The organism is Enterobacter kobei (assembly GCF_001729765.1).
Taxonomy (GTDB): Bacteria; Pseudomonadota; Gammaproteobacteria; order Enterobacterales; family Enterobacteriaceae; genus Enterobacter; species Enterobacter kobei.
This window is the reverse complement of the sequence record NZ_CP017181.1, coordinates 655,963-678,896: the sequence shown is the minus strand read 5'-3', so window position 1 is coordinate 678,896 and position 22,934 is coordinate 655,963. Positions and strand designations below refer to the sequence as shown.

The following is a 22,934-nucleotide window of genomic DNA, read 5'->3' as shown; positions in this document are numbered from 1 at the left end:
GACACGATGATGACCATTTTTAATAATTATGAAGTGTGGTTTGTGATTGGCAGCCAGCACCTGTACGGGCCGGAAGCGCTGCAGCAGGTGACGAAACATGCGGAGCACGTCGTTAATGCCCTCAACGCGGAAGCCAAACTGCCATGCAAACTGGTGCTGAAACCCCTGGGTACAACGCCGGATGAGATCACCCATATCTGTCGCGACGCGAACTACGACGACAAGTGCGCCGGTCTGGTCGTGTGGCTGCACACCTTCTCACCGGCCAAAATGTGGATCAACGGCCTGTCTATCCTCAACAAACCGCTGCTGCAGTTCCATACCCAGTTCAACGCCTCCCTGCCGTGGGACAGCATCGATATGGACTTCATGAACCTGAACCAGACCGCGCACGGCGGCCGCGAGTTCGGCTTCATCGGCGCGCGTATGCGTCAGCAGCATGCCGTGGTGACTGGTCACTGGCAGGACAGCCAGGCGCAAAACCGTATCGGCTCGTGGATGCGTCAGGCGGTATCGAAACAAGATACCCGCCATCTGAAAGTGGTGCGTTTCGGTGACAACATGCGTGAAGTGGCGGTCACTGATGGCGATAAAGTCGCAGCACAAATCAAGTTCGGTTTCTCCGTCAATACCTGGGCGGTGGGCGACCTGGTGCAGGTAGTGAATGAAATCAGCGATGGCGACGTGAGCGCGCTGGTAGACGAGTACGAAAGCCGTTACCGCCTGACGCCTGCGGCACAAATCAACGGCGACAAGCGCCAGAACGTGCTGGATGCCGCGCGCATTGAGCTTGGCATGAAGCGCTTCCTGGAACAGGGCGGCTTCCACGCCTTTACGACAACGTTTGAAGACCTCCACGGCCTGAAACAGCTCCCGGGTCTGGCAGTACAACGTCTGATGCAGCAGGGCTACGGCTTTGCAGGCGAAGGCGACTGGAAAACTGCCGCTCTGCTTCGCATCATGAAGGTGATGTCAACCGGTCTGCAGGGCGGCACCTCCTTTATGGAGGACTACACCTACCACTTCGAAAACGGCAATGACCTGGTACTCGGCTCGCACATGCTGGAAGTGTGCCCGTCTATTGCGGTGGAAGAGAAACCGATTCTTGACGTGCAGTACCTCGGCATTGGCGGTAAAGCCGATCCGGCTCGTCTGATCTTCAACACCCGCACGGGCCCGGCCATCAACGCCAGTCTGATCGACCTTGGCGATCGTTTCCGCCTGCTGGTGAACTGCGTCGATGCAGTTGAAACGCCGCATTCACTGCCAAAACTGCCGGTCGCCAACGCCCTGTGGAAAGCACAGCCAGACCTGCCAACCGCGTCAGAAGCCTGGATCCTGGCCGGTGGCGCGCACCACACGGTGTTCAGCCACGCGCTGGATCTGAATGACATGCGTCAGTTCGCCGAGCTGCACGATATCGAACTGACCGTGATTGATAACGACACCCGCCTGCCTGCGTTCAAAGATGCGCTGCGCTGGAACGAAGTCTATTACGGTTCGAAACGCTAAGTACGAAATGCCCGGTGGCACCGTGTTCACCGGGCAGGGAGACAACAATGTTAGACGATCTCAAACGACAGGTGCTCGAAGCCAACCTGGCGCTGCCGAAACATAACCTGGTGACCCTGACCTGGGGCAACGTCAGTGCCGTTGACCGCGAAAAAGGTGTGTTCGTGATCAAGCCTTCTGGCGTGGATTACACGGTGATGACGGCAGACGATATGGTGGTGGTCAGCATCGAAACGGGTGAAGTGGTGGAAGGCAACAAAAAACCCTCCTCCGATACGCCTACCCACCGTCTGCTGTATCAGTCATTCCCGACCATCGGCGGCATCGTGCATACCCATTCGCGTCACGCCACCATATGGGCGCAGGCGGGCCAGTCCATTCCGGCCACGGGTACCACCCACGCGGATTACTTTTACGGCACCATTCCCTGCACGCGCTTAATGACCGAGGCGGAAATCAACGGTGAGTACGAGTGGGAAACCGGCAACGTGATTGTCGAAACCTTCGAAAAACAGGGTATCGACGCGGCGCAGATGCCTGGCGTGCTGGTGCACTCCCATGGTCCCTTCGCCTGGGGTAAAAACGCGGAAGACGCGGTACATAACGCCATCGTGCTGGAAGAGGTCGCCTATATGGGGATCTTCTGTCGCCAGCTCGCGCCACGGCTACCGGATATGCAGCAAACCCTGCTGGATAAGCATTACCTGCGCAAGCACGGCGCGAAAGCGTATTACGGGCAGTAGCTTGTAGGCCGGATAAGCGCAGCGCCATCCGGCAAAACAGACACTGTATAAAACCCCAGCAAACACCCCTTAACCAGGCTATAATCAAGCCTGGTTTTGTTTATGGGATAACGGTGTGACGCAGGCGCAAGAAGGCTTTTTACTGACCCGGCACTGGCGGGATACGCCTCAGGGCACTGAGGTTGAATTCTGGCTGGCGACGGACAGCGGCCCGTTGCACGTAACGCTGCCGCCGCAGGAGTCCGTGGCGTTTATTCCTGAATCGCACGTCGAAAAAGTCAAACAACTGCTGCGCGGCGAAAACGGCTGGCGCATCACCCCTCTTGAGCTGAAAGATTTCCAGCGTCAGCCGGTATACGGCCTTTACTGTCGCGCCCATCGTCAACTGATGCACTATGAAAAGCTGCTGCGCGAGGCGGGCGTAACGCTCTACGAAGCGGATATCCGTCCCCCCGAGCGTTTCCTGATGGAACGGTTTATTACCGCGCCCGTCTGGGTGGATGGCACAGCGCAAAACGGTCGCCTCGTTAACGCTCGTCTGAAGCCTAACCCGGGCTATCGCCCGCCGCTAAAATGGGTCTCCCTGGACATTGAAACCACCCGCCACGGCGAGCTGTACTGCATTGGTCTGGAAGGCTGCGGCGATCGGGTTGTGTACATGCTTGGGCCGCCAAATGGCGATGCGTCCACGCTGGATTTCCGGCTTGAATATGTCAATAGCCGACCCCAGCTGCTGGAGAAGCTTAACCAGTGGTTTACCGACTACGATCCCGATGTCCTGATCGGCTGGAACGTGGTGCAGTTCGACCTGCGCGTGCTGCAAAAACATGCCGAGCGGTATCGCATTCCGCTGATACTCGGGCGCGGCAACAGCGAGCTGGAGTGGCGCGAGCACGGCTTTAAGAATGGCGTCTTCTTCGCCCAGGCCAATGGCCGCCTGATTATCGACGGCATCGAGGCACTGAAATCCGCCTTCTGGAACTTCTCGTCATTCTCTCTTGAAGCCGTAGCGCAGGCGCTGCTTGGCGAGGGCAAATCCATTGACAACCCCTGGGACAGAATGGATGAGATTGACCGACGCTTTAATGAAGATAAACCGGCGCTCGCCACCTATAACCTGAAAGATTGCGAGCTGGTTACGCAGATTTTCCATAAAACCGAGATCATGCCGTTCCTGCTGGAGCGCGCGACGGTAAACGGCCTCGCGACCGACAGGCACGGCGGCTCGGTAGCGGCCTTTAGCCACCTCTATTTCCCCCGCATGCACCGGGCAGGGTACGTTGCCCCCAACCTCGGGGACGTACCGCCACAGGCCAGCCCCGGCGGGTATGTGATGGACTCCCGGCCAGGGCTTTACGATTCGGTGCTGGTTCTGGATTACAAAAGCCTGTATCCGTCGATTATCCGCACGTACCTGATTGACCCGGTGGGGCTGGTGGAAGGGATGGCGCAGCCGGACGACGCGCACAGCACTGAAGGCTTTCTCGGCGCCCGTTTCTCGCGTGAAAAACACTGCCTGCCTGAAATTGTGGGAAACATCTGGCACGGGCGCGACGAGGCGAAGCGTCACGGGAATAAGCCCCTCTCGCAGGCGCTGAAAATCATTATGAATGCCTTTTACGGCGTGCTGGGCACCAGCGCCTGCCGCTTTTTCGACCCCAGACTGGCGTCATCCATCACCATGCGCGGGCATGAAATCATGCGTCAAACCAAAGCGCTGATTGAATCCCGGGGCTATGACGTCATTTATGGCGATACCGACTCCACCTTTGTCTGGCTGAAAGCCGCCCATTCTGAAGAGGACGCCGCGCGAATCGGCAAAGAACTGGTCGCCTTTGTGAACGCCTGGTGGCGCGAAAGTTTGCAAAAAGAGCGGTTAACCAGCACGTTAGAACTGGAATTTGAAACCCATTTCGCCCGCTTTTTAATGCCCACCATTCGCGGTACCGACCAGGGCAGCAAGAAGCGCTACGCCGGGCTGATTCAGGAAGGTGACACGCAGCGGATGGTGTTCAAAGGGCTGGAGACGGTGCGCACCGACTGGACCCCGCTGGCGCAGCAGTTCCAGCAAACGCTTTACCTGCGGGTATTCCGCAACGAGCCCTATCAGGATTACGTGCGCGAAACCATCGCCAGCCTGATGGCAGGTGAGCTGGATAACCAACTGGTTTACCGCAAACGCCTGCGCCGCCCGCTAGCAGAGTATCAACGTAATGTGCCTCCCCACGTACGCGCCGCGCGCCTGGCGGATGAAGAGAACGTGAAGCGCGGCCGCGCCCCGCAGTATCAGAACCGGGGAACGATCAAATACGTCTGGACAATTAACGGTCCGGAACCGGTGGATTATCAATACTCACCGCTCGATTACGATCACTACCTGACGCGTCAGCTTCAGCCGGTCGCCGACGGAATTTTGCCCTTCATCGACGACGATTTTGCTACACTAGTGACAGGGCAACTTGGCCTATTTTGACACGTGACGAAATGGCTGCCATCCAGTACCATAGCGCCCTTTCCATTCCCGGACCCATTTTTCGATGACCGTCTTTTTTTGATGGGGGTCGAACTATTGCCTGCAATTAAAGATTAGAGCCGAACAACTATGCCTTTTACACTTGGTCAACGCTGGATCAGCGATACAGAAAGCGAACTTGGATTAGGAACCGTCGTTGCCGTCGATGCGCGTATGGTTACCCTCCTCTTCCCTGCCACCGGTGAAAACCGCCTGTACGCTCGCAATGACTCCCCTGTAACCCGCGTGATGTTCAATCCGGGTGACACCGTGACCAGCCATGACGGCTGGCAGCTCAAGATTGAAGACGTAAAAGAAGAGAATGGACTGCTCGCTTACATTGGTACGCGTCTTGATACAGACGAAGCAAATGTCATCCTGCGTGAAGTGCTGCTCGACAGCAAACTGGTTTTCAGTAAGCCGCAGGACCGCCTGTTTGCCGGGCAAATTGACCGTATGGATCGCTTCTCGCTGCGCTATCGCGCGCGCAAGTTCCAGAGTGAACAGTACCGCATGCCGTGGAGCGGCCTGCGCGGTCAGCGCACCAGCCTGATCCCCCACCAGCTGAATATCGCCCATGACGTGGGCCGTCGCCATGCCCCTCGCGTACTGCTGGCCGATGAAGTGGGCCTGGGTAAAACCATTGAAGCGGGTATGATCCTGCATCAACAGCTGCTTTCCGGTGCCGCCGAGCGCGTGCTGATCGTGGTGCCTGAAACCCTGCAGCACCAGTGGCTGGTCGAGATGCTTCGCCGCTTTAACCTGCGCTTCTCCCTGTTTGACGACGAACGCTATGCCGAAGCGCAGCACGACGCCGACAACCCGTTTGAAACCGAACAGCTGGTCATTTGCTCCCTGGACTTCGTGCGCCGCAGCAAGCAGCGTCTCGAGCACCTGTGCGATGCCGAGTGGGACATTATGGTCGTTGACGAAGCGCACCATTTAGTCTGGAGCGAAGACGCGCCAAGCCGCGAGTATATGGCTATCGAACAGCTTGCGGAGCGCGTCCCTGGCGTTCTGCTGCTGACCGCAACGCCGGAACAGCTGGGTCTGGAAAGCCACTTCGCCCGTCTGCGCCTGCTCGACCCAAACCGTTTCCACGATTTCGGGCAGTTCGTGGAAGAACAGAATAACTACCGTCCGGTCGCGGATGCCGTGGCCATGCTGCTGGCAGGCAATCGTCTTTCTAATGAGGAACTCAACACCCTGAGCGAGCTGATTGGCGAGCAGGATATTGAACCGCTTCTGCAGGCCGCGAACAGCGATAGCGATAACGCGGAGCCTGCGCGTAAAGAGCTCATCGACATGCTGATGGACCGCCACGGCACCAGCCGCGTGCTGTTCCGCAACACCCGTAACGGCGTGAAAGGGTTCCCGAAACGCGAGCTGCATACCATCAAGCTTCCGCTGCCCACCCAGTATCAGACGGCGATCAAAGTCTCTGGCATTATGGGCGCGCGCAAAACCCAGGAAGAGCACGCCCGCGACATGCTCTACCCGGAACAAATCTACCAAGAATTTGAAGGCGATACCGGCACCTGGTGGAACTTCGACCCGCGCGTGGAGTGGCTGATGGGCTACCTGACCGCCCACCGCTCCCAGAAGGTGCTGGTGATCTGCGCCAAAGCGGCTACCGCGCTGCAGCTGGAGCAGGTGCTGCGCGAGCGTGAAGGTATTCGCGCCGCCGTGTTCCACGAAGGGATGTCCATCGTTGAACGTGACCGCGCCGCGGCGTGGTTCGGTGAAGAGGACAGTGGTGCACAGGTTCTGCTGTGCTCGGAAATCGGTTCTGAAGGCCGTAACTTCCAGTTTGCCAGTAATCTGGTGATGTTCGATCTGCCGTTCAACCCGGATCTGCTGGAACAGCGTATCGGTCGTCTGGATCGTATCGGCCAGGCGCATGATATTCAGATCCACGTGCCGTATCTGGAAAAAACTGCCCAGTCCGTGCTGGTGCGCTGGTTCCACGAAGGTCTGGATGCGTTTGAGCATACCTGCCCGACGGGCCGCACCATTTACGATCAGGTGCATAGCGATCTGATCGGCTACCTGGCCGCACCGGAAAACAGTGACGGATTTGACGATCTGATCAAATCCTGCCGCGAGAAGCATGAAGCGCTGAAAGCGCAGCTTGAGCAGGGTCGCGACCGCCTGCTGGAAATTCACTCCAACGGCGGAGAGAAAGCGCAGGCGCTGGCTGAAAGCATTGAAGAACAAGATGATGACACCAGTCTGATCAGCTTCTCCATGAACCTGTTCGACATCGTCGGAATTAACCAGGACGATCGCGGCGAGAACCTGATTGTCCTGACCCCGTCCGATCACATGCTGGTGCCGGATTTCCCGGGCCTGCCGGAAGATGGTTGTACTATCACCTTCGAACGTGATGTGGCGCTGTCCCGCGAAGATGCTCAGTTCATCACCTGGGAACACCCGCTGATCCGTAACGGACTGGATCTGATCCTTTCCGGCGATACCGGTAGCAGCACGATTTCACTCCTCAAGAACAAGGCACTGCCGGTGGGTACGCTGCTGGTAGAACTGATCTACGTTGTGGAAGCCCAGGCACCGAAACAGCTCCAGCTGACCCGCTTCCTGCCGCCAACGCCTGTGCGTCTGCTGCTGGATAAAAACGGTACCAACCTGGCAGGGCAAGTTGAATTCGAGAGTTTCAACCGTCAGCTGAGCGCGGTGAATCGCCATACGGGCAGCAAGCTGGTGAATGCGGTACAGCAGGACGTGCATGCCATTCTGCAGCTGGGCGAAAGCCAGATCGAGAAAGCGGCCCGTGCGCTGATCGATGCTGCACGCACCGAGGCCGATGAGAAACTCTCAGCAGAGCTGTCCCGTCTGGAAGCGCTGAAGGCGGTGAACCCGAACATCCGTGACGATGAACTGGCTGCCATTGAAAGCAACCGTCAGCAAATTATGGAAAGCCTGAATCAGGCGGGCTGGCGACTGGACGCATTGCGTCTGATTGTTGTCACGCATCAGTAAGCGGAGCAAAAAAATGGTAATGGAGCCCTACAATCCGCCGATGGATCCCTGGCTGGTCATCCTGTATCAGGATGAACACATTATGGTAGTTAACAAGCCGAGCGGCCTGTTGTCCGTACCGGGGCGTCTGGATGAGCACAAAGACAGCGTGATGACGCGCATTCAGCGCGATCATCCACAGGCGGAATCTGTGCATCGTCTGGATATGGCAACCAGCGGCGTGATTGTGGTGGCGCTCAATAAAGCGGCGGAGCGCGAGCTGAAGCGCCAGTTCCGCGAGCGCGAGCCGAAGAAGCAGTACGTGGCGCGCGTCTGGGGACATCCTGCACAGGCAGAAGGGTTGGTGGATCTGCCGCTGATCTGCGACTGGCCGAACCGGCCTAAGCAGAAGGTCTGCTATGAAACCGGCAAGGCCGCGCAGACCGAGTATGAAGTGCTGGAGTACGCACCGAATAACACCGCGCGCGTACTCCTTAAGCCGATTACCGGACGTTCACACCAGCTGCGCGTGCATATGCTTGCGCTAGGTCATCCGATTTTAGGCGACCGGTTTTACGCGCCGCCGGAAGCGCTGGCGTTAGCGCCGCGTCTGCAGCTTCACGCCCAGACGCTAACCATTACCCATCCGGCCTTCGGTAACACGATGACGTTTAACGCCCCGGTGGACTTCTGAAAAAAGGGCCCGACAGTGTCGGGCCCTTTTTTATTTGAAACCTTTCTTCTCTTTAATCAGCTCGTAAGCCTTCTGAATTTCCTGCGCTTTCTGCTTCGCCATCTCCATCATTTCCGGCGGTAAGCCTTTCGCGACCAGTTTGTCAGGGTGATGCTCGCTCATCAGCTTGCGATAGGCGCGTTTGATGGTGGTTTGATCGTCAGTGGGTTTCACGCCAAGTACGTTGCAGGCATCGTCCAGCGTCGGTCCACGCTGCGCCTGCTGCCATGCACCGCCGGAAGACTGCTGGTGATACCCCCCGCCAAACTGCGCGCCGCCCTGCATCATGCGTAAGAACTGGTCGAACTGCATTCGGGAGATGCCCAACTCTTCTGCAATGACGTACAGAACATCACGTTCATTAGGATGCAGTGAACCGTCAGCAAACGCCGCCTGGATTTGAATTTCCAGAAACATCCGAATTAAATCAAAACGTCCGAAGCAGATGCTGCGGAACTGACGCATTTTTTCACGCAGCGGATAGTTATCTGATTTCCCAATGCGAAACGCATTCTGCGCGGCCACACGGGATTCACCATGCAAATTCATGCGGTCCATAAAGATGCTGGCGATTTGAATATCGGCTTCGGTCACGCGGCCTTTGGATTTGGTTAAATGCCCCATGACTTCAAAGGTGGTGGAGAAAAAGAGTGACTGGCGCTCGCGCTGATTCGCAAACCAGGCCATTTTGCGGCTGCGCGCCTTATCAAACATATGACCGATAATGAGACCAAGCACGATTCCCCAGAACCCGGCACCCATGATGATGGCGAACGCAACGCCGATTATTTTACCCCAATACTGCATATACTCCCCGGATAGTCATATTCCTGGCCGACGCAACGTCATCATCACAGTGTTCAAGCCACGGTCAATTGAAGGACATCGCCTATAATTTGCTTTATCATACTCGTCATTCGATAGCGAGCCTAACACTCTGGCACGCAAACGGGCAGGATTAACGCTGGTACTGCGCTGATGAGTAAGATAGTCTCTGAGCGTTTGTAAGCCGTAGCCACTGATGACGGAACAATAAAATACAACGTATGAAAAAACGTATCCCCACCCTTCTGGCCACAATGATTGGCACCGCCCTGTACAGTCAACAGGGGCTGGCGGCCGATCTCGCCTCGCAGTGTATGCTTGGCGTTCCAAGTTATAATCGCCCACTGGTGCAGGGTGATACAAATAGCTTGCCGGTAACCATTACTGCAGACAGTTCTAAGGGTACTTATCCTGACAACGCCACGTTTACTGGCAATGTGGATATTAACCAGGGCAATAGCCGCCTGCAGGCAGATGAAGTGCAGTTGCACCAGAAGCAGCCGGAAGGCGCGGCCGAGCCGGTACGAACGGTGGATGCGCTGGGTAATGTGCACTATGACGACAATCAGGTCATCCTGAAAGGTCCGAAAGCCTGGTCAAACCTGAATACGAAAGATACTAACGTCTGGGAAGGTGATTACCAGATGGTGGGTCGCCAGGGACGCGGTAAAGCGGATCTGATGAAACAGCGCGGTGAAAACCGCTATACGATCCTGGAAAATGGCTCCTTTACCTCCTGTCTGCCAGGGTCAAACACCTGGAGCGTGGTCGGGAGCGAAGTGATCCACGACCGTGAAGAGCAGGTCGCGGAGATCTGGAACGCCCGCTTTAAGCTGGGTCCGGTACCGGTATTCTACAGCCCTTATCTTCAGCTTCCCGTGGGTGACAAGCGTCGCTCAGGCTTCCTGATCCCCAATGCCAAATACAGCACCTCGAACTACTTTGAGTTCTACCTGCCGTATTACTGGAACATCGCGCCCAACATGGACGCCACGATCACGCCGCACTATATCCATAAGCGCGGCAACGTCATGTGGGAGAACGAGTTCCGCTATCTGACTCAGGCCGGTGCGGGTCTGATGGAGCTGGATTATCTGCCGTCAGATAAAGTCTTCCAGGATGAGCACCCGACCGAAGGCGACAAGCACCGCTGGATGTATTTCTGGCAGCATGCCGGGGTACTGGATCAGGTCTGGCGTTTTAACGTCGACTATACCAAGGTCAGCGATCCTTACTACTTTAATGACTTTGACTCCAAGTACGGTTCAAGTACCGATGGCTATGCGACGCAGAAATTCAGCGTTGGCTATGCGATTCAAAACTTTAACGCCACGGTGTCAACCAAGCAGTTCCAGGTCTTTAATACCCAAACAGCAAGTACCTACGGTGCTGAACCGCAACTGGACGTGAACTGGTACCAAAACGATGTCGGTCCTTTCGACACCCACGTCTACGCTCAGGCAGTGCATTTCGTTAATACCAACTCGGATATGCCAGAATCCACACGCGTTCATATTGAGCCGACGGTCAACCTGCCCTGGTCAAATGACTGGGCAAGTCTGAATACCGAAGCCAAGCTCATGGCGACGCACTATCAGCAGAAAAATCTGGACTGGTACAACAATCGCTATGGTACCGATCTTGAAGAATCAGTAAACCGTACGCTTCCCCAGTTTAAGATGGACGGTAAACTGATTTTCGAACGTGATATGGCACTCCTGGCGGATGGCTATACTCAGACGCTTGAACCGCGTATGCAGTATCTTTACGTGCCTTATCGCGATCAGAGCAAGATTCAGAACTACGACTCCTCTTTCCTGCAATCGGACTATAGCGGCCTGTTCCGCGACCGTACCTACGGTGGTCTCGACCGAATTGCTTCCGCTAACCAGTTAACGACCGGTGTCACAACGCGCGTTTATGATGAATCTGCCGTTGAACGTTTTAACGTTTCTGTTGGTCAAATTTACTATTTCACCGAGTCTCGTACGGGTGATGACGACATTAACTGGGAGAAAGACAACAAAACGGGTTCACTGGTGTGGGCGGGTGATACCTACTGGCGCATGACCGATCGCTGGGGTCTGCGCGGTGGGTTGCAGTACGATACGCGACTGGACAATATCGCGACGAGCAGTGCAGCTATTGAATACCGTCGTGATGAAGACCGTATGATGCAGTTGACGTACCGCTATGCCAGTCCGGAATATATTCAGGCGACATTGCCGAACTACGCCAATGCTGACCAATACAAAGATGGGATTTCGCAGGTGGGTGGCGCAGCAAGCTGGCCTATCGCCGATCGCTGGTCAATCGTAGGCGCTTACTACTTTGACACTAACGCCAATAAACCTGCTGACCAGATGGTGGGTCTGCAATATAACTCCTGCTGTTATGCGCTGCGTGTCGGCTACGAACGTAAGCTTAACGGCTGGGATACTCAAAACAATCAGAGCAAATACGATAACGTGATTGGCTTTAATGTCGAACTGCGCGGCCTGAGTTCCAACTACGGCCTGGGCACCCAGCAGATGCTGCGTTCGAACATCCTGCCATACCGTAGTTCCTTGTAATGTATTTGATTTACAACGTAATCCGCTTTGCGGTTAATTGAAATGGAAAAAGTATGAAGAACTGGAAAACGCTGCTGCTCGGTGTCGCTATGGTTGCGAATACCAGCTTCGCGGCCCCCCAGGTTGTTGATAAGGTCGCCGCTGTTGTTAACAACGGCGTCGTGCTCGAAAGTGACGTTGACGGTCTGATGAAATCTGTGAAGCTCAATTCGGGCGAAGCAGGTCAGCAACTTCCGGATGACGCCACGCTGCGCCATCAGATCCTGGAACGACTGATCATGGATCAGATCGTTCTGCAGATGGGTCAGAAAATGGGCGTGAAGGTGACTGACGAGCAACTCGATCAGGCCATCACTAACATCGCAAAGCAAAACAACATGTCTCTGGATCAGATGCGCAGTCGTCTGGCCTATGACGGCATCAGCTACGCCACCTACCGCAACCAGATCCGTAAAGAGATGCTGATTTCGGAAGTGCGTAACAATGAAGTCCGTCGTCGCGTCACGATCCTGCCGCAGGAAGTGGACGCGCTGGCAAAACAGGTGGGTAACCAGAACGATGCGAGCACAGAGCTGAACCTGAGCCACATTCTGATCCCACTGCCAGAGAACCCAACCTCCGATCAGGCTGCGGAAGCAGAAAGTCAGGCACGTTCTATTGTCGAACAGGCGCGTAACGGCGGCGACTTTGGCAAGCTGGCTATCACCTACTCCGCTGACCAACAGGCGCTGAAAGGCGGCCAGATGGGCTGGGGACGTATTCAGGAGCTGCCATCCATCTTTGCCCAGGCGCTGAGTACGGCGAAGAAAGGCGATATCGTGGGTCCAATCCGTTCCGGTGTGGGCTTCCACATTCTGAAAGTGAACGATCTGCGTGGTCAGAGCCAGAACATTTCCGTGACTGAAGTTCACGCTCGTCATATTCTGCTCAAACCGTCACCGATCATGACTGACGATCAGGCACGTGCGAAGCTGGAGCAGATTGCGGCAGACATTAAGAGCGGTAAAACCTCGTTTGCCAATGCCGCGAAGGAGTTCTCTCAGGATCCAGGCTCTGCTAATCAGGGCGGCGATCTGGGCTGGGCTGCAGCAGATATTTACGATCCTGCCTTCCGCGATGCGCTGATGAAGCTGAACAAAGGCCAGATCAGTGCTCCGGTACACTCTTCATTTGGCTGGCATCTGATCGAGCTGATGGACACCCGTAACGTGGATAAAACGGATGCGGCGCAGAAAGACCGCGCTTACCGTATGCTGTTTAACCGTAAGTTCTCTGAAGAAGCGGCAACCTGGATGCAGGAACAACGCGCCAGTGCTTACGTGAAAGTTCTGAGTAACTAATGAAACCGCATCGTGTTGTGATCACCCCCGGCGAACCCGCCGGGATTGGGCCAGACCTCGTTGTCCAGCTCGCCCAGCGAAGCTGGCCGGTGGAACTGGTTGTCTGCGCAGATGCAACACTGTTACAAGACCGGGCGAAGCTGCTCGGTCTGCCTTTAACGCTTATTCCTTACGTTGAAGGCCAACAGCCAGCACCACAGCAAGCCGGTACGCTCACGGTTCTTTCTGTCCCTCTTCGTACACCGGTCATTCCAGGCCAGCTCAGCACGGAAAACGGCCACTACGTCGTGGAAACCCTCGCGCGCGCCTGCGACGGTTGCCTGAAGGGTGAATTTGCTGCCCTGATCACCGGCCCCGTGCACAAGGGCGTCATCAACGAAGCGGGTATCCCCTTTACCGGGCACACGGAATTCTTTGAAGAGCGCTCGCACAGCCCGAAAGTAGTGATGATGCTGGCGACGGAGGCAATGCGCGTTGCGCTCGTGACCACCCATCTGCCTGTTAAGGCCATTCCTGATGCCATCACCCCGGCACTGCTGCGGGAGATCATCGGGATCCTGCATCATGACCTGCAAACCAAATTCGGCATCAAACAGCCACACGTTCTGGTTTGCGGCCTGAATCCGCATGCGGGAGAAGGTGGACACATGGGCACCGAAGAGATCGACACCATTATTCCGGTGCTTGAAGAAATGCGCGCTAAAGGGATGAATCTTAGCGGGCCGCTCCCTGCGGACACGCTTTTTCAGCCGAAATACCTGGATAATGCCGACGCCGTCCTCGCGATGTACCACGATCAGGGCCTGCCCGTGCTAAAATACCAGGGCTTTGGCCGCGGGGTGAATATCACCCTCGGTTTACCCTTTATTCGAACGTCCGTTGACCACGGTACTGCGCTGGATCTGGCAGGACAGGGGAAAGCGGATGTCGGCAGTTTTATTACGGCGCTTAATCTCGCCATCAAAATGATTGTTAATACTCAATGACTAATCGAGTCCATCAGGGCCACTTAGCCCGAAAACGCTTCGGGCAAAACTTCCTCAACGATCAGTTCGTGATCGAAAGCATTGTTTCGGCTATTAATCCGCAAAAAGGTCAGGCTATGGTCGAAATCGGTCCGGGCCTTGCTGCACTGACCGAGCCGGTAGGCGAACGCCTCGACGAGCTGACCGTCATCGAACTGGACCGCGATCTTGCCGCACGCCTGCAAACGCACCCGTTCCTCGGACCGAAGCTGACCATCTACCAGCAGGACGCCATGACCATGAACTTTGGCGAACTGTCGGAGAAAATGGGTCAGCCGCTGCGCGTCTTCGGCAACCTGCCGTACAACATCTCCACGCCGCTCATGTTCCACCTGTTTAGCTATACTGATGCCATTGCCGATATGCACTTCATGTTGCAAAAAGAGGTGGTTAACCGTCTGGTTGCAGGGCCGAACAGTAAAGCGTATGGTCGTTTAAGCGTGATGGCACAATATTACTGTAACGTGATCCCGGTACTCGAAGTGCCGCCGTCAGCGTTCACACCACCACCGAAAGTGGATTCAGCGGTTGTGCGCCTTGTGCCACATAAAACGAAACCCTATCCGGTTAAAGATCTGCGTGTCCTCAGCCGCATTACCACAGAAGCCTTTAACCAGCGCCGTAAAACGATCCGTAACAGCCTGAGCAATTCATTTACCGTTGAGGTGTTAGCCGAGCTGGGGATCGACCCGGCAATGCGTGCGGAGAACATTTCCGTAGAGCAGTACTGCAAGCTGGCTAATTACATCAGCGAAAATGCGCCGCCGAAGGAGAGTTAAGCCATGATTGATTCGCCCCGCGTATGTGTCCATGTACAAAGCGTCTATGTTGAATCGCAATCCTCACCCGATGAAGAGCGTTTTGTCTTTGCTTACACCGTGACCATTCGCAATCTGGGGCGGATGCCCGTGCAGCTGCGCGGGCGCTACTGGCTTATCACCAACGGCAATGGCCGCGAAATTGAAGTTCAGGGTGAAGGTGTCGTGGGCGAACAGCCCCACATCGCCCCTGGCGAAGAGTACCAGTACACCAGCGGTGCGGTGATTGAAACGCCGCTGGGTACCATGCAAGGCCATTACGAAATGGTCGACGTCGATGGCAATGTGTTCCGCGTTGCTATTCCTGTGTTCCGTCTCGCCGTAACCACACTCATTCATTAATCTAATGTCTACATATCTGATTGGCGACGTTCACGGTTGCTACGATGAACTGATCGCATTGTTAAAACAGGTCGACTTTACGCCAGGACAGGACACCCTCTGGCTGACGGGCGATTTAGTCGCGCGCGGCCCGGGCTCGCTTGAGGTTTTACGTTTCGTCAAATCGCTGGGCGACAGCGTGCGCATGGTGCTGGGTAATCACGATCTCCATCTGCTGGCCGTGTTTGCCGGGATCAGCCGCAACAAGCCTAAAGATCGCCTCACTCCGCTGCTGGAAGCGCCAGACGCGGACGATCTGATTAACTGGCTGCGCCGTCAGCCCTTGTTGCAGGTCGACGAGGATAAAAAACTGGTCATGGCCCATGCCGGGATCACCCCGCAATGGGATCTTGAGACGGCAAAAACCTGTGCGCGTGACGTAGAAGCGGTACTGGCGAGCGACTCGTATCCCTTCTTCCTGGATGCCATGTACGGCGATATGCCGAACCACTGGAGCGAAGAGCTCAGCGGTCTGGCCCGCCTGCGCTTTATCACCAATGCGTTCACCCGCATGCGATTCTGCTTCCCGAACGGGCAGCTGGACATGTATTCCAAGGAAACGCCGGAAAGCGCGCCTGCCCCCCTCAAACCGTGGTTTGCCATTCCGGGGCCGGTAACAACCGAATACAGCATAGCGTTTGGTCACTGGGCGGCACTGGAGGGCAAAGGCATGCCAGAGGGTATCTACGGTCTGGATACCGGCTGCTGCTGGGGAGGCGAGTTAACCTGCTTACGCTGGGAAGATAAAGCTTACTTCGTGCAGCCATCCAACCGACAGCAGGACTCAGGGGAGAGTGAGGCCGTCGCCTCCTGATGAATCCCCCTCAACCAGGGTGAGGGGGAAAAACTTAACGACGTTCCAGAATCTCGAAGCAGTAGCTGTGGGAGTTCTGCGCATCGGCGTCGTGGAATTCACTGAATACGGATTCCCACTCGTCCGGATCGTAATCCGGGAAATGGGTATCCCCTTCCACTTCCGCATCAATGTGGGTCAGATACAGCTTCTGCGCTTTAGGCAGGAACTGCTCATACACACGACCACCGCCGATCACCATGATCTCTTCGGCATCACCGCAGGCAGCAATCGCTTCATCTACGGACTTAACCCATTCGACGCGATCGTCAGTACCCGGCTGGCTACTGATAACGATATTCTTACGGCCCGGCAATGGACGACCAATCGACTCCCAGGTCAGGCGGCCCATCACTACCGGCTTGTTTAACGTCGTACGTTTAAACCATGCGAGATCGGCAGGCAGGTTCCACGGCATGGCATTTTCCATACCGATAACGCGGTCTACCGCCAGCGCTGCAATCAGACTGATCATTGAAAATTTCCCGGATGCAAAAAATTGCCGCCACTATACGGAAAGCTTAATCTTTCGTCGACTGGCGGCAGAGTAAAGATACAGAAATTTTTTAATATTGCTGGCAACGCCACTTCACACTGAAGGTTTACTCTCGGGCTCGTCAGCCGGATCGCCGGTATGCTTGCCCTCTTCCGTGCCCTGCCAGCCATGACGCTGGATCAGCGACAGATGATTACGGTCCTCATTGATGATTTCCGTCAGCATCGCACTGGTGCGTTTAAACACCGCCGCCCGCTCCGTGGCCGTGCTGCCTGCCATAGCCGCCATCTCTTCCACCATCCCGGTGTTAAAGCGGCGGAACAGATCCGCACGTTCGCGCGCTTCATACGCCCCGAGCCCCAGATTCTCGAGCGCCATACGCCCGGATTTCAGCGCACCTTCGAATGTTTCACGCTCGGGTGCCTCAACGCCTGCCTGACGTAGTCGGATATAATGATCCACATCGCGCGCGCGGGAAATGATCGTCAGCGCCGGGAAATGTTCTTTTACCAGCTCCACCATCTGTATGCTGGTCTCCGGATCGTCAATGGCGTTAATCAACACCTCCGCTTTTGCGGCCCCCGCGGATTCCAGCAGATCGACACGGGTGGCATCACCGTAAAACACTTTCATATCAAATTTACGCAGCGTATCGACATGGTCGGGATCGTGGTCGAGGATGACCATTTTCACCCCACTCGACAGCAGCAAACGCCCTACGATCTGTCCGTAGCGACCAAAACCAGCGATGATCACGCGTGGCTGCTCCTCGTCGATTTCATCGGCTTCGCGCTCCTGATCGCTACCCGATTTTTCGAGGCGAGTCAGCACCACCAGCAGAACAGGCGTTGCCGCCATCGAGAGTGCGACCGCCAGCGTCAGCGCTTTTGCCCACTCAGGATCCAGCACGTTTGCCATCTGCGCGGCGCCAAAGACCACGAACGCAAATTCACTCCCCTGCCCCAGCAGTACGGCAAACCAGCTGCGCTGTTTACCCGGCACATTTAATGGCTGCGCAATCAGCCACAGCATTGCCATTTTAATGACCAGGAAACCGACCAGCAGGATGATAATCCGCAGCGGGTGTGTGACCAGCGTGCCAAAGTCGACGGACATCCCCACGCCGATGAAAAACAGTCCCAGCAGCAACCCTTTGAACGGCTCAATATCGCTTTCCAGCGCGTGCCGGTATTCAGAGCTTGCCAGCAGAACGCCCGCAAGGAATGCCCCCATCGCCATCGACAGCCCGGCTTCTTCCAGCAGCAAACCAAAACCAAAGACCAGGAACAGTGCCACGGCGCTGAATACTTCGCGCAGACCCGAGCGGGCGACGAAACGCAGCAGCGGACGGGTCACGTAGCGGCCCAGCAGGACCACCAGTGCCAGCGCCCCTACAACCTTCAGTGCCGACAGCGCGAACGCGCCCAGCGTGGTGGAGGAGCCGCTTGCCGCCAGCAACGGGATCATCGCCACCAGCGGAATCGCCGCTATATCCTGGAACAGCAGCACCGAGAATGCACTGCGCCCCATCTGGGAGACCGTCAGGTTTCGCTCGTTCATCGCCTGCATGGCAATGGCCGTCGAGGAGAGCGCCAGCGTCATGCCGATGAGCTCAGCCACTTTCCAGTCCATTCCCAGCAGGATGCAGAACCCGCCCAGCAGCAAGCCGCAGGCCACCATCTGCAATGCCCCGCCGCCAAATACCGAGGCGCGAAGTTTCCACAGGCGCTGCGGATCGAGCTCCAGACCAATCACAAACAGCATCAGCACAACACCGATTTCAGCGAAATGGAGAATCGCCTCTGCATCCGTAACCAGACGAAAACCCCACGGCCCAATGACGCAGCCCGCAATCAGGTAGCCGAGAACCGAGCCCAACCCCAGGCGTACCGCCACGGGCACAATCAGCGCCGCCGCGCCGAGATAAATCAGCGCCTGTATCAGCGTATGGCTATCCATGGTGCGTCTCCTGCCACTCAAGTAAGCGTTGTTTGTAATGGCGAGCCTGCGCCTGCAGCGTTTCATCGTCGCAGACAAACGTGCAGTGCATCGCAAAAGGTGGGATCCAGTTCAAACCACAATAGAGTGCAGTGGCCTGTAGCGGCTGGGCCAGCACGTCAAACCCCGGGAAAGAACCAATATCAAAGTGGCTTTCTCCTCCGCCAGTGGTCACCGCCCACATCAGGCTTTTCCCTTTTAGCGCATTGCCATTGTGGCCATACGCCCAACCGTGGGAGAAGACTTTATCAATCCAGAGTTTCAGGAGCGGAGGCGTGCTGTACCACTGCATTGGATGCTGCCAGATAATCAGATCGGCACGGGAGAGCGCATCCTGTTCAGCAGCGATATCGATATTAAAATCGGGATAAAGTTGATAGAGGGAACGTATCTCTACGTTATCAAGCGTCCTTACCTGCTCAAGCATCCGCTTATTCGCATGCGAGTGCTGCGGATAAGGGTGCGCGTAAATTATGAGTATCATCAAATGACCTGTCTTCTTCTCTTCTTGTAGCAGTGAGTGTAGACAGTTAACCCGCCCGGTGAAAGGGTCAACAGGCCGCGTAAAGGTAAAACGCAACTATTGGCAACCCTCCTTCCTGGCGGGTATAGCAGACCTCAAACCAACAAAAATAACTGTTATCAGATGATATTTGAAATGAATAATTAAGCGCTAAAGCATATTAGCAAGTGATCAATTAAGAAAATATAAAATTATTCTTTAGCAAAATGATCTATACATAACACATTGAAAAATTAATAATTTTACGCTTTTTATCGTTGAATCATTCTTTTAAGTAGCCCAGAAGCGCTATTTTAAGTCATTAATTAGCGCCACTTCTTTTCAAATGGACGTGTAAATGCGCAACAAAATATTCAAATTAAACAAGACCACAAAAACTCTGGGAAATATATTTCCTGCTTTACTTATATTCACACCGGTAGTGGCCTTCGCTGGAACTATTAGCCAGTCAACCTCAGTACCCCAGGATTTTTCCGCTGATGCAGAATACGTGATAAATAAAGATGTCACCATTTCCTCCGCAGGAAGCGAGAGTGCCGTATCGGTCACAGGCATCAATGTCACATCCACGACCAACAAAGGTAATATTTCCGGAAAAGGGAATGGATTAGATATTAATACCGGGGCTCAGCGAGTCATTATTCATAATGAAAGCGGTGCAACCATTTCCTCTACAACAGCCAATGCCGTAAATGTTCAGTCAATGCTTGGCGATCTAAACAATGATGGAAACATCACAGGCACAGAGAATGGCGTGTTCGTCAGTGAAAGCTCTTCAGCCGTCAATATCGCTAACACTGACACAGGCATAATCAGAGGAAACACAGGCCTGAGTTCTCAGATTGGTGTGGGAATAAATAATAGCGGAAAAATAACGGGTACAAACGGCGATGGTATCAGCCTGAGCGATGGTAATACCAAAATTATTAATACCGGCACCTTAGAGGGAACGCAGTACGGTATCAACGTCACGGACACGTCGAAAGCGGACATCACAAACAGTGGCGCGATTAGTGGCGATACGACAGCTATTATGTTTGCCAGCACGAAAAATAATACGCTGGTACTGAACACAGGATCGTCACTCAAAGGAGATGTCATCTCCACCGCGTCAAAAGGCAACACGCTTTCACTGGTTGGTACGGGCACAGAAGACAGCAATTTCATCGGACTGAAGGAAGGGGATGGCTTTGCGTCAGTAAAAATGGATGGTGAAAAGTGGACGCTGTCAGGCAATATAGACATTATCGGCGCAGATGACTCTTTACAGGTCAACAGCGGTGATTTAGTCCTGTCAGGTGCCGTCGCGAATGCCGGTAATACCCTCGTTGCAAAAGATGCCTCTCTCCAGCTTGGTGATGGCACGAAAACCGCCACGCTGAGCGGTGGCCTGACCAACAACGGCACCGTTATTTTTAATCAGGGCAGTTCTTCCACATTCGCCACCGGCATTACCGGTAGCGGTAATGTCGAAAAAGCAGATTCAAACACCCTGACGCTCTCCGGCAATAATAGCTACACGGGAAATACCGTTCTGCATAACGGTACGACGCTGATCGCCAGTGGTGCAACGCTCGGCGTGAAAGGCAGTAACGCCACCGTCACCGTTGAAAATGGTGCAGCGTTTGCCACGGCAGGTGAAGTGAATAACAACATTGATATCCTGACCGGCGGTACGCTGGCGGCATGGAATGCGGTTCAGGGTAACACGACCCTGAGCGTTTCAGGTATCGATACGGTTAACGGCAACGTTACCAACGGTGGCACGCTGTTACTCGGCGCGGCCAATAACAGTGTTGGCAACAATTTCATAATAAACGGCGACTACACGGGTTCTTCTGGTAGCCAGATCGTAATGAACAGCAGCCTCGGCGAAGATAACGCACCAACCGACCACCTCACCATTACGGGCAGCAGCTTCGGTCAGTCTGATGTCAGCGTTAAGAATATAGGCGGTCTGGGCGCTCAAACGGTAAATGGTATGGAAATTGTGAGCGTCGGTGGCAGTTCTGAAGCCCAACTGACGCTGGCAGCACCGGTTGTTGCCGGGGCGTATGAATACAATCTGTATCAGCACGGCGACGGCAACTGGTATCTGGAATCGAAGGCGACGCCATCAGATGAGCCGGCAGACGATAATGATGACGGCGGAAACACCGACGGTGACAATACCGATAACGGTGGTAATACCGATAACGGCGACAATACCGACAACGGTGGCAATACCGACAACGGTGGCAATACCGATACCGATGGCAACACGGATAACGGCGGTAATAGCGATAACGGTGGCAACACGGATAACGGCGGTAATAGCGATAACGGTGGCTACTCAGCCCCTGAAGTTATGGCCCCTGAAGTTGGCGCTTACTTAGGCAACTACCTTGCTGCCCAAAGCATGTTCCTGCACAAGCGTGACGACCGCGATCAAATCACCTTCCGCAATGAAGACGATCTGAACACCTGGATGTACGTTAAGGGTCGTTATCACGAGAACGACGCGGGTGGCGATAAAGTCAGCTACGACACCACCACGACCGTTCTGCAAGTCGGCAGCGATTTCATGAGCAAGCCAATGGACAATGGGATCCTGCGTGCCGGTGGCATGTTCGGTGCTGGCCAGGCGAAGACGCATTCGGATGCGAAGCACAACGTGCGTGATGCTCAAGGCAAGGTGGATGGTTTCAATGTTGGGGTGTATGCCACCTGGCAGGAAGATCAGACATTACGCCTGGGCAGCTACATTGATACCTGGGCCGCTTATAGCTGGTACAACAATAAAGTGACCAGCAACCGCAATGATGAAGACTACGACAGCGAAGGCTTCGCTGCGTCTGTCGAAGTCGGCCACGCGTGGGTTATCCCGTCAGAAAACGCGCGTACCTGGAAGATCGAGCCGCAGGCGCAGGTGATCTACAGCTATCTCGATCAGGAAAATCATACCGATCGCGACGGCGTGCGCGTAACGACTCTGGACAACGACAGCATCTTTGGTCGTCTGGGCGTTAAGTCCAGCTACTTCGAGCAGAAGGACGTGAAAGCCTGGCAGCCGTACGTTGCGGTGAACTGGCTGAAAGGGGCAGGCCAAAACGATCTGGCGTTTAATGATGAAACCGTGAGCAACGATACGCCGGAAGATCGTGGTCAGTTAGAACTGGGCGTCACCGGCAACCTGAACGAAACCACGACGCTTTCGCTGCGTGCCAGCGGCGAATGGGGTGAGAACAGCTATGCTGCCTATGGCGGCCATATCCTGCTGAACCACCGCTGGTAATCGTCCAGCAAAAGCGAAAAGCCGTGGCATTTGCCACGGCTTTTTTTTAGTTATCCAGCTCGCCCATGGATTTCACCTGGTCACGGTTAATCTGCTCCGTTTGACCGGTTTCGGCGTTTTTGTACGACACCAGTCCGGTGTCATCATCTACCTGCGGTTTCCCGTCAGTCACGATGGTTTTGCCATCGGTGGTTTTGACTGCCTGGTTAGATGAACAGCCTGCTACGGTAAACAGTGCAGTGGCAGCCAGAACGGAAGCGATCAGTAATTTATTTTGCATGGTGTTTTCCCCTGCTCTCAGATGAATTTCGTTATCGACCTAACCATTTTAGGCTAACTGACTGAAAGCGGA

At 55.0% G+C, this 22,934-nt stretch carries 17 protein-coding genes; 12 read left to right on the top strand and 5 right to left on the bottom strand.

Going from position 1 to position 22,934, the window contains the following annotated elements:
- Positions 1–9 precede the first annotated feature (9 nt).
- The 5 genes from araA to rluA all read left to right on the top strand — a co-directional run bounded on the left by araA (position 10) and on the right by rluA (position 8,437).
- Positions 10–1,512, top strand: a complete 1,503-nt coding sequence (araA, locus tag BFV64_RS03235; protein WP_014882514.1) for an L-arabinose isomerase — start codon at positions 10–12, stop codon at positions 1,510–1,512.
- Positions 1,513–1,559: 47 nt separating this feature from the next.
- Positions 1,560–2,255 carry an L-ribulose-5-phosphate 4-epimerase gene (araD, locus tag BFV64_RS03230; protein WP_047344034.1) on the top strand — a complete coding sequence of 232 codons (696 nt, stop codon included), beginning with the start codon at positions 1,560–1,562 and terminating at the stop codon, positions 2,253–2,255.
- A gap of 115 nt (positions 2,256–2,370) precedes the next feature.
- Positions 2,371–4,728, top strand: a complete 2,358-nt coding sequence (polB, locus tag BFV64_RS03225; protein WP_069601697.1) for a DNA polymerase II — start codon at positions 2,371–2,373, stop codon at positions 4,726–4,728.
- A gap of 129 nt (positions 4,729–4,857) precedes the next feature.
- Positions 4,858–7,764: an RNA polymerase-associated protein RapA gene (gene rapA, locus BFV64_RS03220; RefSeq protein WP_069601696.1), complete on the top strand. Its 2,907-nt coding sequence runs from the start codon at positions 4,858–4,860 to the stop codon at positions 7,762–7,764.
- A gap of 13 nt (positions 7,765–7,777) precedes the next feature.
- Positions 7,778–8,437, top strand: a complete 660-nt coding sequence (gene rluA, locus BFV64_RS03215) for a bifunctional tRNA pseudouridine(32) synthase/23S rRNA pseudouridine(746) synthase RluA (RefSeq protein ID WP_045134559.1) — start codon at positions 7,778–7,780, stop codon at positions 8,435–8,437.
- Positions 8,438–8,467: 30 nt separating this feature from the next.
- On the opposite strand, the gene djlA is transcribed toward rluA, so the two are convergent.
- Positions 8,468–9,283, bottom strand: a complete 816-nt coding sequence (gene djlA, locus BFV64_RS03210; protein WP_014882509.1) for a co-chaperone DjlA — start codon at positions 9,281–9,283, stop codon at positions 8,468–8,470.
- 239 nt (positions 9,284–9,522) lie between these two features.
- Between djlA and lptD the strand changes: the two genes are divergently transcribed.
- From lptD to apaH, 6 genes are read left to right on the top strand one after another with little or no spacing between them, the layout of a single operon-like run.
- Entirely contained in the window at positions 9,523–11,874 is a 2,352-nt protein-coding gene (gene lptD / locus BFV64_RS03205; protein WP_014882508.1) for an LPS assembly protein LptD, read from the top strand.
- 53 nt (positions 11,875–11,927) lie between these two features.
- Positions 11,928–13,214, top strand: coding sequence for a peptidylprolyl isomerase SurA (gene surA, locus BFV64_RS03200; protein WP_023332066.1), 1,287 nt, complete (start codon positions 11,928–11,930; stop codon positions 13,212–13,214).
- Entirely contained in the window at positions 13,214–14,200 is a 987-nt protein-coding gene (pdxA, locus tag BFV64_RS03195; protein ID WP_014882506.1) for a 4-hydroxythreonine-4-phosphate dehydrogenase PdxA, read from the top strand. The genes surA and pdxA overlap by 1 nt, the downstream gene beginning before the upstream one ends.
- Positions 14,197–15,018 (top strand): 16S rRNA (adenine(1518)-N(6)/adenine(1519)-N(6))-dimethyltransferase RsmA, encoded by an 822-nt coding sequence (gene rsmA / locus BFV64_RS03190; protein ID WP_008502020.1) that lies wholly within the window; start codon positions 14,197–14,199, stop codon positions 15,016–15,018. The genes pdxA and rsmA overlap by 4 nt, the downstream gene beginning before the upstream one ends.
- A gap of 3 nt (positions 15,019–15,021) precedes the next feature.
- Complete coding sequence (gene apaG / locus BFV64_RS03185; RefSeq protein ID WP_014882505.1) at positions 15,022–15,399, top strand: Co2+/Mg2+ efflux protein ApaG; 378 nt, start codon at positions 15,022–15,024, stop codon at positions 15,397–15,399.
- Between the two features lie 4 nt (positions 15,400–15,403).
- On the top strand, positions 15,404–16,252 hold the full coding sequence (gene apaH / locus BFV64_RS03180) for a bis(5'-nucleosyl)-tetraphosphatase (symmetrical) ApaH (protein WP_014882504.1): 849 nt from the start codon (positions 15,404–15,406) through the stop codon (positions 16,250–16,252).
- 34 nt (positions 16,253–16,286) lie between these two features.
- Here apaH and folA read toward each other — a convergent pair whose 3' ends face one another.
- The 3 genes from folA to kefF all read right to left on the bottom strand — a co-directional run bounded on the left by folA (position 16,287) and on the right by kefF (position 19,269).
- A complete protein-coding gene (folA, locus tag BFV64_RS03175) occupies positions 16,287–16,766 on the bottom strand; it encodes a type 3 dihydrofolate reductase (protein ID WP_006173915.1) in 480 nt (159 codons plus the stop codon).
- Positions 16,767–16,880: 114 nt separating this feature from the next.
- Positions 16,881–18,746, bottom strand: coding sequence for a glutathione-regulated potassium-efflux system protein KefC (kefC, locus tag BFV64_RS03170; protein ID WP_069601695.1), 1,866 nt, complete (start codon positions 18,744–18,746; stop codon positions 16,881–16,883).
- Positions 18,739–19,269, bottom strand: coding sequence for a glutathione-regulated potassium-efflux system oxidoreductase KefF (kefF, locus tag BFV64_RS03165; protein ID WP_014882502.1), 531 nt, complete (start codon positions 19,267–19,269; stop codon positions 18,739–18,741). The genes kefC and kefF overlap by 8 nt, the downstream gene beginning before the upstream one ends.
- Positions 19,270–19,645: 376 nt before the next feature.
- Between kefF and BFV64_RS03160 the strand changes: the two genes are divergently transcribed.
- Complete coding sequence (locus BFV64_RS03160; RefSeq protein WP_201159195.1) at positions 19,646–22,582, top strand: autotransporter family protein; 2,937 nt, start codon at positions 19,646–19,648, stop codon at positions 22,580–22,582.
- A 46-nt stretch (positions 22,583–22,628) separates the two neighbouring features.
- Here BFV64_RS03160 and BFV64_RS03155 read toward each other — a convergent pair whose 3' ends face one another.
- Positions 22,629–22,862 carry a YgdI/YgdR family lipoprotein gene (locus BFV64_RS03155; protein WP_014882500.1) on the bottom strand — a complete coding sequence of 78 codons (234 nt, stop codon included), beginning with the start codon at positions 22,860–22,862 and terminating at the stop codon, positions 22,629–22,631.
- Positions 22,863–22,934: the final 72 nt, after the last annotated feature.

Coding starts and splice junctions, on each gene's coding strand:
- araA (WP_014882514.1), top strand. CDS start 10: ATGACCATTTTTAATAATTATGAAGTGTGGTTTGTGATTGGCAGCCAG.
- araD (WP_047344034.1), top strand. CDS start 1,560: ATGTTAGACGATCTCAAACGACAGGTGCTCGAAGCCAACCTGGCGCTG.
- rapA (WP_069601696.1), top strand. CDS start 4,858: ATGCCTTTTACACTTGGTCAACGCTGGATCAGCGATACAGAAAGCGAA.
- rluA (WP_045134559.1), top strand. CDS start 7,778: ATGGTAATGGAGCCCTACAATCCGCCGATGGATCCCTGGCTGGTCATC.
- djlA (WP_014882509.1), bottom strand. CDS start 9,283: ATGCAGTATTGGGGTAAAATAATCGGCGTTGCGTTCGCCATCATCATG.
- lptD (WP_014882508.1), top strand. CDS start 9,523: ATGAAAAAACGTATCCCCACCCTTCTGGCCACAATGATTGGCACCGCC.
- surA (WP_023332066.1), top strand. CDS start 11,928: ATGAAGAACTGGAAAACGCTGCTGCTCGGTGTCGCTATGGTTGCGAAT.
- pdxA (WP_014882506.1), top strand. CDS start 13,214: ATGAAACCGCATCGTGTTGTGATCACCCCCGGCGAACCCGCCGGGATT.
- rsmA (WP_008502020.1), top strand. CDS start 14,197: ATGACTAATCGAGTCCATCAGGGCCACTTAGCCCGAAAACGCTTCGGG.
- apaG (WP_014882505.1), top strand. CDS start 15,022: ATGATTGATTCGCCCCGCGTATGTGTCCATGTACAAAGCGTCTATGTT.
- apaH (WP_014882504.1), top strand. CDS start 15,404: ATGTCTACATATCTGATTGGCGACGTTCACGGTTGCTACGATGAACTG.
- folA (WP_006173915.1), bottom strand. CDS start 16,766: ATGATCAGTCTGATTGCAGCGCTGGCGGTAGACCGCGTTATCGGTATG.
- kefC (WP_069601695.1), bottom strand. CDS start 18,746: ATGGATAGCCATACGCTGATACAGGCGCTGATTTATCTCGGCGCGGCG.
- kefF (WP_014882502.1), bottom strand. CDS start 19,269: ATGATACTCATAATTTACGCGCACCCTTATCCGCAGCACTCGCATGCG.
- BFV64_RS03160 (WP_201159195.1), top strand. CDS start 19,646: ATGCGCAACAAAATATTCAAATTAAACAAGACCACAAAAACTCTGGGA.
- BFV64_RS03155 (WP_014882500.1), bottom strand. CDS start 22,862: ATGCAAAATAAATTACTGATCGCTTCCGTTCTGGCTGCCACTGCACTG.